Source organism: Endozoicomonas sp. ONNA1 (assembly GCF_024606325.1).
Taxonomy (GTDB): Bacteria; Pseudomonadota; Gammaproteobacteria; order Pseudomonadales; family Endozoicomonadaceae; genus Endozoicomonas_A.
Genome location: NZ_JAHHPN010000954.1, coordinates 1 through 11,756 on the forward strand (window position 1 = coordinate 1; position 11,756 = coordinate 11,756).

Sequence of the window (11,756 nt, forward strand, 5' to 3'; positions counted from 1 at the left end):
CCTATGCGCCTTTGGTAGTGAAAGTGACGCTTACGAAGGCGCAAATGTAGGCAATCATTAGGTTTGAGAGCTGGTATTCCCCTACAGCCCTTGGTATTACTGGACTTCTCGTTTTTAACGGTATAATTCCTTAATATACCTGTATTTCTTGGCTGATAGATAGCCCCGAAACTTGTGCAAAGCGGGTCGATAAACATGGCGTCAAAGGCTCTCAGATTCAATAAACAGTGGAGTGGAGAATGAGCATCACCCTGAAACAGCTGGTGAAGATCCTGGATGATGAACTTCAGCCAGGGCTGTTCAAAGATTATTGCCCCAACGGCCTACAGGTCGAAGGGAGCGATCAGGTTAAACATCTTGTGACCGGTGTAACCGCCTGTCAGGACTTGATTGATAGGGCCATTGAACTCAACGCCAACGCTATTTTGGTTCATCACGGTTACTTCTGGAAGGGGGAAGATTCTGCCATTGTAGGTATGAAGAAGCGCCGGATTGAAACGCTTCTCAAGCACAACATCAGCTTAATCAGCTATCACCTGCCGCTGGATGGGCATCAGGAGTTGGGTAACAATGCCCAGTTAGCCAAACTCCTTTGCTGGAAGACAGAGGGTGGCATGGAGCCGGGAAAAAATCGCTCTGTAGGTAACTGGGGAGCACCTGTGGCTCCCGTTTCTCTGGAAGCTCTGGGGGAGCAGATTGAAGAAAAGCTGGGTCGTAAACCTCTGCTGATTTCGGGCGGTGACCATGAGATCAAAACTCTGGCCTGGTGTACTGGTGCTGCCCAGCGCATGATTGATCTGGCTCTGGATCTGAAGGTAGATGCTTTTGTGAGCGGTGAAATCTCCGAATCGACGGTTCATTTTGCCCGTGAAAATGGCATTCACTACATCAGCGCCGGACACCACGCTACTGAGCGCTACGGTGTCAGGGCTCTGGGCGAATGGTTGCAAGAAAAGCAGGCTATTGAACATACTTTTGTCGATATCGATTCTCCCGTTTGATTTTCAGGCTGAATAGGCAGATGGATACCTTATTGCGTTTCCGGCGGCGTTTTGGGGTTAATATAATGTTATGAATTATTGGTATAGTTTTTTTGTTTTATATTCCAATGGTGCTGCTAGTATTCGAGCTAAGAACAATTTTTAGCCAGCTTCGGGTCTAGCATTCATGTCTGATACAGCCACTCAGGAGAGCACTCAAGAAGGTGCTAACGAGCTTTCTGGAGAGCGCCTCAACCATTTGAAGCAGCTCGAAGCAGAGAGCATCCAGATTATCAGGGAAGTTGCTGCCGAGTTTGATAACCCGGTTATGCTCTACTCTATTGGTAAAGATTCAGCGGTCATGTTGCATCTGGCAATGAAAGCCTTTTATCCGGGTAAACCGCCTTTTCCCCTCATGCATGTAGATACCACGTGGAAATTCAGGGAAATGATTCAGTTCCGTGACAGGTTGGTCGACGACCTGGGTCTTGAGTTGATTGTTCATATCAACCAGGACGGTGTTGAGCAGGGCGTAGGCCCTTTTTCCCACGGTAGCGCTAAACACACTGATATAATGAAAACCCAGGCCTTGAAACAGGCTTTGGACAAGCACGGTTTTGATGCTGCATTTGGTGGGGCTCGTCGTGATGAGGAGAAATCACGAGCGAAAGAGCGGGTTTACTCTTTTCGGGACAAGCACCATCGCTGGGATCCCAAAAATCAGCGCCCGGAACTCTGGAATATCTACAACAGTGAAGTAGAGAAGGGTGAAAGCATTCGGGTCTTCCCCCTGTCCAACTGGACTGAGCTGGATATCTGGCAGTATATCTATCGCGAGAATATTCCCATTGTTCCACTCTATCTGTCTAAGGAACGCCCGGTGGTAGAGCGTGATGGCAATCTGATTATGGTTGATGACGAACGTATGCCTCTGGAACCCGGCGAGAAGCCAGTGATGAAGAAAGTGCGCTTCCGTACCCTGGGCTGTTATCCATTGACGGGAGCCGTTGAGTCAGAAGCGGACACTCTGCCTGATGTGATCCGGGAAATGTTGCTCACCAAAACATCTGAACGTCAGGGCCGTGTTATTGACCATGACAGTGCCGGTTCTATGGAGAAGAAAAAGCAGGAAGGTTATTTCTAATGAGTCATCAATCTGATCTGATCGAGTCTGATATTCAGGAATACCTGCGTCGGCATGAGCAGAAAGAAATTCTGCGTTTTCTGACCTGTGGCAGTGTTGACGATGGCAAGAGCACACTGATTGGTCGACTTTTACATGACACCAGCATGATCTATGAAGATCAGCTGGCTTCCGTTGAAAACGACAGCAAGCGTGTTGGAACCCAGGGCGAAAAAGTCGATCTGGCACTGCTGGTGGATGGTCTTCAGGCTGAGCGCGAGCAAGGCATTACCATTGACGTGGCCTACCGTTACTTCTCCACTGAAAACAGGAAATACATCATTGCCGACACTCCGGGTCACGAGCAGTACACCCGGAACATGGCGACTGGTGCTTCCACCTGTGATCTGGCCATTATTCTGGTGGATGCCCGTCAGGGAGTACTGACACAGACTCGCCGTCATACCTATATTGCCAGCCTGCTGGGTATCAAACATCTGGTAGTAGCTATTAACAAGATGGATCTGGTGGACTTCAGCCAGAAACGTTTTGAAGAGATTCGGAATCAGTACCTGGATTTCTCCGAGTCACTGAACCTGGGCGATGTTCGTTTTGTCCCGGTATCGGCTCTGGATGGCGATAATGTTGTTTATCGCAGTGAAAAAGCTGACTGGTACACAGGCCAGACTCTGATGGAAGTAATGGAAAGTGTAGAGGTTGCCCATGACCGTAACCTCGATGATTTCCGTCTTCCGGTTCAATACGTGAGCCGACCCGATCTCGATTTTCGTGGTTATGCCGGAACCATTGCTTCTGGTGCAGTGAAGCCTGGCGACAGAGTTAAGGTGCTACCTTCAGGACTGGAAAGTGCAGTTGAAAGAGTAGTTACCTACGACGGTGATCTGGATAAAGGTTTTGCCGGTCAGGCTGTCACTCTGACACTGAAGGACGAGATCGATATCAGCCGGGGTGACATGCTGGTGCACGCCCGGGATGATATTTCAGTTTCTTCTCGCCTGAATGCCAGTGTTGTCTGGATGGCAGAGCAGGCAATGAAGCCAGGACGTCAGTATCTGATTAAATTTGCCACCACTAAAGTGGCAGGAAGTTTTACGGGTATTAACTATAGAGTGGATATTAACACTCTGAAACAACAGGATGCCGATGAACTGGCACTGAATGAGATAGGCTCGTGCAAGCTGGCACTCACGCAGCCTGTTGTTTTTGATCGTTATGTAGATAATCGTCAAACCGGTGCCTTTATTGTTATTGATCGCTTAAGCAATGCAACCGTTGCTGCTGGTATGGTTGAATCTGTTGCTAATGAGGGTGATACCGCTGATAAGGTTCTGGCCAGTGACAGGGCAAATCGACTGCGTCAGGAGTCAGCTCTGGTTCTGGTTGACGGTTCTGAAGCTTATCTGCAGAAAGTAGAGCGTCACTTGTTTGATCGTGGTCTATTGCCTGTCATCGTTGATCAGCAGGATCAACACTGGGTTCAGAAAACAGAAGCCCTGCTTCAGGCGGGACTGGTTGTTCTGATGGCCAGGACTGAGCTGAAAGACCTGCAGGTTGAGGTTTTACACAATATCAACGAGTCAGACAGTCTGTCGGCTCTCGTCAATTCTCTGTCTTTGTGACAGAGACGGGTTATCGCAATTCTCCGGTTGCGATAGCCCCTTTTCCTGACTTAAATCCCACAGGCTCCTGAACACTGTCTGATCTTTCATAAACATCTCCAAATTCAATGGGCATAGCCCTGTTTAATGGATACTCTGAACCAGAGCCATCAGGGTCCGGGCGAAATACGTATAAATGCTGGTACAGAGTCTCGACCCCCTGATTCAATATTGCTGTCTTCTACAATGGGGTTATTGGTACTTTGTTCAGCCTGTAATGTGTTTGGGGGTTGAATCGGGACTGCTCCCCTAAGAGTCTGACTGAGAAGAGCGCATGAACTGCCTGTCCCGGCCAGTCCCTCATATTTTTTGATTTCTGGAGCCGAAATGAAAGCCGACTTTTACGCTGGACTGCGTGAGCAGCTGGAAGACCTTAAAAAAGAAGGTTTGTACAAAAGCGAGCGAGTTATTACCTCCCAGCAGCAGGCTGATATCACTGTTAACACCGGTGAAGAGGTCATTAATTTTTGTGCCAACAACTATCTCGGGTTGGCCAATTCCCCTGAGCTGATAGAAGCAGGCAGGCAGGCACTGGATGAATACGGTTACGGTATGGCCTCCGTACGTTTTATCTGTGGTACCCAGAATGTGCACAAGGAATTGGAAAAACGCATTTCCGAATTCCTGGGCATGAATGACACTATCCTCTATTCCTCCTGTTTTGACGCTAATGCCGGTCTTTTTGAAACCCTGCTGGGACCGGAAGATGCCGTTATCAGTGATTCTCTCAACCATGCCAGCATCATAGATGGTGTACGTTTGTGTAAGGCCAAGCGTTTCCGTTACGCCAACAACGATATGGCAGATCTGGAAGCCAAACTGAAAGAAGCGACAGAAGCAGGTGCCCGTTACAAGCTGATCGCAACGGACGGTGTATTCTCCATGGATGGCGTTATTGCCAACCTCAAAGGTGTCTGCGATCTTGCGGACAGGTACGATGCCATGGTGATGGTGGATGATTCCCATGCCGTAGGTTTTGTCGGTGAAAATGGCCGTGGTACCCACGAATACTGTGGCGTAATGGATCGTGTGGATATTATTACCGGTACCCTGGGCAAGGCTCTGGGCGGTGCTTCTGGTGGTTATACCTCTGCCCGCAGCCCTGAAGTTATCGACTGGTTGCGTAACCGTTCCCGTCCTTACCTGTTCTCCAACACCCTGAGTCCAACCATTGCCAGTGCTTCTATCAAGGTTCTGGATATGCTGGAGTCCGGTGGTGAGCTACGTGAGAAGCTGCGCCATAACTCGGATTACTTCCGCACCGAGATGGAAAAGCTGGGCTTTACACTGGCAGGTAATGGGCATGCGATTATTCCGGTCATGCTGGGTGATGCCTCACTGGCTGCTGAGTTTGCGGAACGAATGCTGAAAGAAGGAATCTATGTAGTAGGATTCTCCTTCCCGGTTGTTCCAAGGGGGGCAGCCCGAATTCGTACCCAGATGTCGGCTGCTCATAATCAGGAACACATGGATCGAGTCATTGTAGCCTTTGCCAAAGTAGGTCGTGAGCTGGGCATTATCTCCTAGAGAGCCTCCTAGAGAGAGTCTCCTGAGAGCCGCCCAAAGAGCCTGCAGAGCAGAGTTAAAAGGAACCTGACATGAAAACCCTGGCAAAACTGAAAGCGGAAAAAGGCATCTGGCTGGCCGACAAGCCCAGGCCGGAAGCTGGCTATAACGATGTTCTGATCAAGATTCGCAAAACGGCGATCTGCGGAACCGACATGCATATCTACAACTGGGATGAGTGGTCTCAAAATACCATCCCTGTTGGAATGCACGTAGGGCACGAATTCATTGGTGAAATCGTGGAGATGGGCGAAGGCGTGCGTGGTTTTGAAATAGGCCAGCGTGTCTCTGGTGAAGGTCATATTACCTGCGGTCACTGCCGCAACTGCCGTGCAGGCCGTCGTCACCTGTGTAATTTCACTGTCGGTGTGGGTGTCAATCGAGACGGAGCTTTCGCAGAGTACCTCTGCATACCAGCGACCAATGCGTTCCCGATTCCCGATGACATCAGTGATGATCTGGCCTCCATCTTCGATCCATTTGGTAACGCTGTACACACAGCTCTGTCGTTTGATCTGGTGGGTGAAGATGTATTGATCACCGGTGCTGGTCCTATCGGCATAATGGCTGTTGCAATCTGCAAACACGTGGGTGCTCGTAACGTCGTCATTACTGATGTAAACGAATACCGTCTGAATCTGGCCCGTGAAATGGGGGCCACCCGCGCTGTGAATGTTGCCACTGAAGATCTGAAAGAGGTGATGGCAGAACTGGGCATGGTAGAAGGCTTTGACGTAGGTCTGGAAATGTCAGGTAATGGTCGTGCTTTCCAACAGATGCTGGAAAGCATGAACTACGGTGGCAAAGTATCCCTGCTGGGTATTCCTTCCAGCGATACAACCATTGACTGGAACCAGGTAATCTTCAAGGGTCTGGTGATCAAGGGTATCTATGGCCGTGAGATGTATGAAACCTGGTATAAGATGACCAGCATGCTTCAGTCCGGTCTGGATATTTCCCCGGTGATTACTCACCGGATGCCCGTGGATGATTTTCAGAAAGGTTTTGAAATCATGGGTTCCGGCCAGTCCGGCAAAGTGATTCTTGACTGGAGCTGACCGTGCATCCACCGATGTTGAGGAGGTAAATGCTCAACATCGGCCTGTCCATTCAATGTACGACACTGCTTACTGCGACTGTTTTTATCTCACGTCTCCTATTACTGCAAATTGCCAGACAGAAGCTATGTAGTTGAGGCTTAACCGAAGTCACCCGCGATGTAGTCACGGGTCTTCTGATTGTCAGCATCTTTGAAGATCTTGCCGGTTTTATCAAACTCAATCAGCTCACCCAGATACATAAAGCCGGTGTAATCAGAGATACGCATGGCCTGCTGCATGTTGTGAGTCACGATCACAATGGTGTACTTCTGACGCAGTTCGGTAATCAGCTCTTCAATGGCGCTGGTGGCCAGTGGGTCCAGAGCCGATGTGGGTTCGTCCATCAGAATTACTTCCGGTTCCAGGGCAATCGTGCGGGCAATGCACAGACGCTGCTGCTGACCACCAGACAGGCTGCTGGCATCGGCATTCAGCTTGTCTTTCACTTCTTTCCATAGATGAGCACGCTTCAGGGCTTTTCTCACACGAATGGCCATTTCCGGCTTGCTCAGTCCACCTTTCATCTTCAGACCGTAGGTAATGTTGTCGTAGATAGACATCGGGAAAGGCGTTGGCTTCTGGAAAACCATGCCAACTTTGGAGCGCAATTCATTCAGGTCCACACCACGTTGCAGGATATTTTCGTTATCCAGCAGAATCTCACCCTCAGCTGACTGGCTGCCATAAAGGTCGAAGATGCGATTCATGGTACGCAGCAGAGTCGATTTACCACAGCCGGAAGGACCAATCAGAGCCGTTACCTTGTTGTTGTAAATCGGCATGTTGATGTTCTTCAGGGCTGGCTCAGAACCTTTGCTGTAAAAGAAACTGAGGTCGTTTATTTCCATTCTTGGCTGCAGAAGGTCGTCGGTCAGGCCGGTTTCTGTCTTGATTTGACTCAGGCTTTCTGTAGCCGCAGGAGCAGTAGCAATGTTCATGTTCATTTGGCTGCCTTTCGAGCTTTGATCCAACGCGGTAAAGCAGTGGACAGAATATTGATAATCAGAATAAATACGGTAATCAGCAGAGCGCCAGCCCAGGCCAGTTCATTCCAGGATTCAAAAGGGCTCATGGCATACTGATAAATGGTCACCGGTAGGTTAGCCATAGGCTTGTCCAGCTCGGTGCTCATAAAATTACTGTTCAGGGCGGTAAACAACAGGGGAGCAGTTTCACCGGTAATTCTGGCCACAGACAACAGAATACCGGTAATAATACCGGGGCCTGCTGCCCGATAGCATAGCTGGGTAATGACTCTCCAGCGCGGAGCGCCCAGTCCGCTACCCGCTTCTTTCAGGGTGGTGGGAACCAGACGAAGCATTTCTTCCGTGGTGCTGACGATAATGGGCAGTGCCAGTATAGCCAGTGCAATGGCACCCGCCCAACCAGAAAAGGAGCCGGTGGTGACTACCACAACCTTGTAGACAAAAAGGCCCACCAGAATGGAAGGTGCACTCATCAACATACCGTTGAGAAAGCGCAGTGCTTCGGCAATTTTTGAGCTCTTGTCAGATTCAGACAACCAGGTTCCGGCCATTACTCCCAGAGGTGCGGCAATCAGAATACCCAGAGCGGTCAGAATCAAGCTGCCGATAATGGCGTTTTTCAGGCCTCCGTGGCTACCGGGTCCCGGAGTCAGTTCGGTGAAGACATGCAGACCCATGCCGGAAACACCTTTTCCGACCAGACTGTACAGTACGCTGGCCAGAACCACCAGACCAAACAGTGCACAGAAAGTGCAGAAGCCGATGAAAGCGTAGTTCTTGAGTTTCCTGACTGGCATTATCGCTTCCTCAACAGCAGACGGGCAGCACCCATCACAATAAAGGTCAGTACAAACAGTACGAGACCCAGGCTGATCAGAGCTGAGATGTGCATCTCATTAGTCGCTTCGTTGAACTGCTGGGCAATCGTAGAAGAAATAGAGCTTGCTGGCATGAACAGCGAAGTCTCTATACGGTTGGCGCCGCCTATGACAAAAGCAACCGCCATGGTTTCGCCCAAGGCACGACCCAGACCAAGGATTCCGGCGCCCACTGCAGCATTCTTGATGCTTGGCAACAGTACACGGGTAATGACTTCATAGGGCGTTGCGCCGACACCGTAAGCCGCTTCCCTGACCACATTGGGAATGGTTTTCAGGGCGTCACGGGTCAAAGCCGTAATAATGGGCAAAATCATGAATGACAGAATGATGCCTGCCGTCATCAGGCCGATGCCGATGGGAGGGCCGTCAAACCAGTGGCCGATTAAAGGCAGGCCAACCAAGTTTTCCAGTGCCCAGAATTGAAAGCCTTCTGAGAACCAGGGCGCGAAGACAAACAGGCCCCACATACCGTAAATAATACTGGGTACAGCGGCCAGCAGCTCAATGGCCATACTAACGGGGCGACTGATCCAGTCCGGAGCCAGCTCGGCCAGGAAGATCGCCGTGCCCAGCCCAACAGGAATGGCAATCACAATGGCAATAAGCGAAGAAACCAGAGTGCCGTAAATGGCTGAGGCAGCCCCAAACTCACTGTTTACCGGGTCCCAGACATTTCGAAATACAAAGCCGGGGCCAAACTCGGAGAGAGCCAGCCAACCGCCGTCAATCAGGGAAAGGATAATCCCGATCAACACCAGAAAAATCAGAATGGCGCTGGTGAAGCTCAGTCTGTAGAAGATTGAGTCACCCTTTATAGCGCTAGGCATCGCAGTTAAAAGCATAAGCAACAACAAGACAGCTGACCAGCACTATGCTGATCAGCTGTCGTTCGTTTCCTGTTTAAGAAAGGCTAGAATAACCGGTTACTTGATAATGGTTTGTCCGTTGCTGGTCAAGTCTTCTTTCCAGACATTCTCTACCATGTTAACTACGCTTGCAGGCATTGGGATGTAGTCCAGGTCTTCCGCGAGTTCACCGCCGTTCTCGTAGCTCCACTCGAAAAAGTCGATGATCTGCTCAGCTTTCTCAGCGTTAACCTGATCCTTGTGCATCAGGATGAAGGTCGCTGCGGTCATAGGCCAGGAATCAGCACCAGGCTGGTTGTTCAGCAGCAGCTCGAAGCCTGGAGCATTTTCCCAGTCGGCATTGGCAGCGGCAGCCTGGAAGGTCTCCATGCTTGGCTGCAGGAACTTGCCATCAGCACTGGCCAGCTGGGTATAGGTCAGGTCGTTTTGTTTTGCGAAAGCATATTCAACATAACCGATAGCGCCACGGGTACGGCCTACGAAGTTGGCGACACCGGCGTTACCGTTACCACCGATAGTGGTTGCTTCCTTGGGCCAGGTGATGTCGGTGTTCCTGCCAATCTTCTCACTCCACTCCGGGCTGATCTGGCTCAGGTAGTCAGTGAAGTTGTAAGTGGTACCGGAACCATCAGAACGATGAACGACGTAAATAGCCTGATTAGGAATCTCGAGATCCGGGTTCAGAGCAGTGATGCGTTCATCATTCCACTTCTTGATTTTGCCCAAGTAGATGTCTGCCAGGACTTCACCGGTCAGCTTCAGAGCACCGGACTCAATGCCGGGAACGTTGATCACTGGCACAATAGCGCCCATCACCATTGGGAACTGGATCATTTCTTCTTTATCCAGTCGCTCTTCATTCAGAGGGGCGTCGCTGGCGCCAAAGTCGACGGTTTTGGCAGTGATCTGACGGATACCACCGCCGGAACCAATGGCCTGGTAGTTGATGCGAATACCGGTTTCTTTCTGGTATTCCTCAGCCCACTTGGCATAGATTGGATGAGGGAAACTGGCTCCCGCACCGTTGATGACTTCTGTCTTGGCAGATGCAGAGAAAGGCGCTGCAGCCAGCATGGAGGACATTACAATAGACTTCAGTAACTTCACTTCTATTCTCCCCGAGAAACTCGCTTGGAGTGTACTTGCGTTTACCAAGAAAAATCTTTTGCCGCGCCGTTATCTGTCAGTGGGTTGTGCAAAATATTTTTCTGTTACCTCAAAATTTGATGGGTGCAAGAATAGGGGGGGAATATTTCAGTAATGTTACAGGTTTGTTTGAATTTTATGAAAATGATGGTGGATCATTCAATCGTCTTCATTTTTGCCTCATAAGCCTCAGAGCATTCAAAGTCACCAAAACCGTACCACCCGCATCCGAAAGCACAGCGGCCATCAACCCCGTTATACCAAACAGGGTGGTCAACAGAAACAGAGTATTTACGCCCAGTGCCAGGGCTATATTCTGACGGGTAATGCTTGCTGTTCTCTTTGACAACTGAATCATACGGGGCAGTTCTATCAGCCGCTCGTGGGTCAGTGCTGCATCGGCGGTTTCCAGAGCCACGTCACTGCCTCGTCCCATAGCAATGCCCAACTCAGCGGTTTTCAGGGCGGGGGCATCATTGATGCCATCGCCTACCATGGCGACAGCGCCACTATGTTGAGCCTGAATTGCTCGCACTGCTTTAACTTTATCTTCTGGTAATAACTCTGCCTGGTAGTCTATGTCCAGTTTTCCAGCAAGAGCGGCAGCTGCACGTCGGTTGTCGCCGGTCATTATGATACTGTCGACACCAATACTTTTTAGTTTTCTGATCGCTTCAACAGCGTCATCACGCAAAGTGTCGGCTAAGCCAATAAGCCCCAGAATGGTTGCTCCGTCTTGAACCACGACTACTGTGTCACCTTCTGATTCCATGGACTCGATGATGGATTTGTTTACACCAAGATCTTTGTCATCAATATAACGGGGAGCCACTACTTTTATGTCTCGCCCCGAGACAGTGCCCTGAACCCCACGGCCGGTTAAAACCTGAATATCAGTGGCTTCTGAAATCGTAAGATTCCTGCTTTTGCTTTCATCAATAATGGCAGTAGCCAAAGGATGGCTGGAGCCCATTTCTACAGAGCCTGCCAGAGAGAGTACTTTATATTCCTGCTCGCTGATGCCAACCACCCGGGTAACCCGGGGTTTACCCTCAGTGAGGGTGCCGGTTTTATCAAAAGCCAGCATCCTTATATTTCTCAGTTGTTCCAGAGCTGCACCACCTTTAATCAGCGCACCAGAGCGCGCAGCAGAAGTCAGTGCCGACGTGACTGCGGCTGGAATGGATACGACCAGCGCACAGGGGCAGGCAATCAACAGCAGAGTCAGGGCTTTATAGGCCCAGTGTGTCCAGACTGCGCCGGTAAACAGAGGAGGGATGATCATCACCAGAGCTGCCAGCCCCATGACCACTGGGGTGTACCAGGCACTGAATGCATCAACCATTCTGGCTACCGGTGCACGGCGTTCTTCCGCTTCTTCTATCAGGTTAATGATGCGATCAGAAAACTAAAAAGTATTGGTGTCGAC

At 50.2% G+C, this 11,756-nt stretch carries 11 protein-coding genes; 5 read left to right on the forward strand and 6 right to left on the reverse strand.

Annotation, left to right across the window (positions count from 1 at the left end; all coding sequences use genetic code 11):
• The first annotated feature begins 239 nt into the window (after positions 1 to 239).
• From KDK19_RS22925 to cysN, 3 genes are all read left to right on the forward strand, one after another.
• Complete coding sequence (locus KDK19_RS22925) at positions 240 to 1,001, forward strand: Nif3-like dinuclear metal center hexameric protein (RefSeq protein ID WP_306670844.1); 762 nt, start codon at positions 240 to 242, stop codon at positions 999 to 1,001.
• A 166-nt stretch (positions 1,002 to 1,167) separates the two neighbouring features.
• Positions 1,168 to 2,124, forward strand: coding sequence for a sulfate adenylyltransferase subunit CysD (gene cysD / locus KDK19_RS22930; RefSeq protein WP_257253079.1), 957 nt, complete (start codon positions 1,168 to 1,170; stop codon positions 2,122 to 2,124).
• On the forward strand, positions 2,124 to 3,743 hold the full coding sequence (gene cysN / locus KDK19_RS22935; RefSeq protein ID WP_257253080.1) for a sulfate adenylyltransferase subunit CysN: 1,620 nt from the start codon (positions 2,124 to 2,126) through the stop codon (positions 3,741 to 3,743). The genes cysD and cysN overlap by 1 nt, the downstream gene beginning before the upstream one ends.
• Before the next feature lie 10 nt (positions 3,744 to 3,753).
• On the opposite strand, the gene KDK19_RS22940 is transcribed toward cysN, so the two are convergent.
• A complete protein-coding gene (locus KDK19_RS22940; protein ID WP_257282089.1) occupies positions 3,754 to 3,951 on the reverse strand; it encodes a hypothetical protein in 198 nt (65 codons plus the stop codon).
• Positions 3,952 to 4,109: 158 nt separating this feature from the next.
• Here KDK19_RS22940 and KDK19_RS22945 point away from each other — a divergent pair, with 158 nt between their 5' ends.
• Together KDK19_RS22945 and tdh are read left to right on the forward strand one after the other, a co-directional pair.
• Positions 4,110 to 5,309 carry a glycine C-acetyltransferase gene (locus KDK19_RS22945; protein ID WP_257253082.1) on the forward strand — a complete coding sequence of 400 codons (1,200 nt, stop codon included), beginning with the start codon at positions 4,110 to 4,112 and terminating at the stop codon, positions 5,307 to 5,309.
• A gap of 71 nt (positions 5,310 to 5,380) precedes the next feature.
• Positions 5,381 to 6,406, forward strand: coding sequence for an L-threonine 3-dehydrogenase (gene tdh / locus KDK19_RS22950; protein WP_257282088.1), 1,026 nt, complete (start codon positions 5,381 to 5,383; stop codon positions 6,404 to 6,406).
• Positions 6,407 to 6,546: 140 nt separating this feature from the next.
• On the opposite strand, the gene pstB is transcribed toward tdh, so the two are convergent.
• From pstB to KDK19_RS22975, 5 genes are all read right to left on the reverse strand, one after another.
• Positions 6,547 to 7,296 (reverse strand): phosphate ABC transporter ATP-binding protein PstB, encoded by a 750-nt coding sequence (gene pstB / locus KDK19_RS22955; protein WP_368736493.1) that lies wholly within the window; start codon positions 7,294 to 7,296, stop codon positions 6,547 to 6,549.
• A gap of 92 nt (positions 7,297 to 7,388) precedes the next feature.
• Complete coding sequence (gene pstA / locus KDK19_RS22960) at positions 7,389 to 8,231, reverse strand: phosphate ABC transporter permease PstA (RefSeq protein WP_257253087.1); 843 nt, start codon at positions 8,229 to 8,231, stop codon at positions 7,389 to 7,391.
• A complete protein-coding gene (gene pstC, locus KDK19_RS22965) occupies positions 8,231 to 9,142 on the reverse strand; it encodes a phosphate ABC transporter permease subunit PstC (protein WP_257253088.1) in 912 nt (303 codons plus the stop codon). The genes pstA and pstC overlap by 1 nt, the downstream gene beginning before the upstream one ends.
• A gap of 96 nt (positions 9,143 to 9,238) precedes the next feature.
• On the reverse strand, positions 9,239 to 10,288 hold the full coding sequence (pstS, locus tag KDK19_RS22970; RefSeq protein WP_257282086.1) for a phosphate ABC transporter substrate-binding protein PstS: 1,050 nt from the start codon (positions 10,286 to 10,288) through the stop codon (positions 9,239 to 9,241).
• A 208-nt stretch (positions 10,289 to 10,496) separates the two neighbouring features.
• The gene (locus KDK19_RS22975) at positions 10,497 to 11,723 is read right to left on the reverse strand and encodes a heavy metal translocating P-type ATPase (RefSeq protein WP_368736494.1); all 1,227 of its coding nucleotides are present in this window, start codon (positions 11,721 to 11,723) and stop codon (positions 10,497 to 10,499) included.
• Between the last annotated feature and the right edge of the window lie 33 nt (positions 11,724 to 11,756).

Coding starts and splice junctions, on each gene's coding strand:
- tdh (WP_257282088.1), top strand. CDS start 5,381: ATGAAAACCCTGGCAAAACTGAAAGCGGAAAAAGGCATCTGGCTGGCC.
- KDK19_RS22925 (WP_306670844.1), top strand. CDS start 240: ATGAGCATCACCCTGAAACAGCTGGTGAAGATCCTGGATGATGAACTT.
- pstA (WP_257253087.1), bottom strand. CDS start 8,231: ATGCCAGTCAGGAAACTCAAGAACTACGCTTTCATCGGCTTCTGCACT.
- cysN (WP_257253080.1), top strand. CDS start 2,124: ATGAGTCATCAATCTGATCTGATCGAGTCTGATATTCAGGAATACCTG.
- pstC (WP_257253088.1), bottom strand. CDS start 9,142: ATGCCTAGCGCTATAAAGGGTGACTCAATCTTCTACAGACTGAGCTTC.
- cysD (WP_257253079.1), top strand. CDS start 1,168: ATGTCTGATACAGCCACTCAGGAGAGCACTCAAGAAGGTGCTAACGAG.
- KDK19_RS22945 (WP_257253082.1), top strand. CDS start 4,110: ATGAAAGCCGACTTTTACGCTGGACTGCGTGAGCAGCTGGAAGACCTT.
- pstB (WP_368736493.1), bottom strand. CDS start 7,296: ATGGAAATAAACGACCTCAGTTTCTTTTACAGCAAAGGTTCTGAGCCA.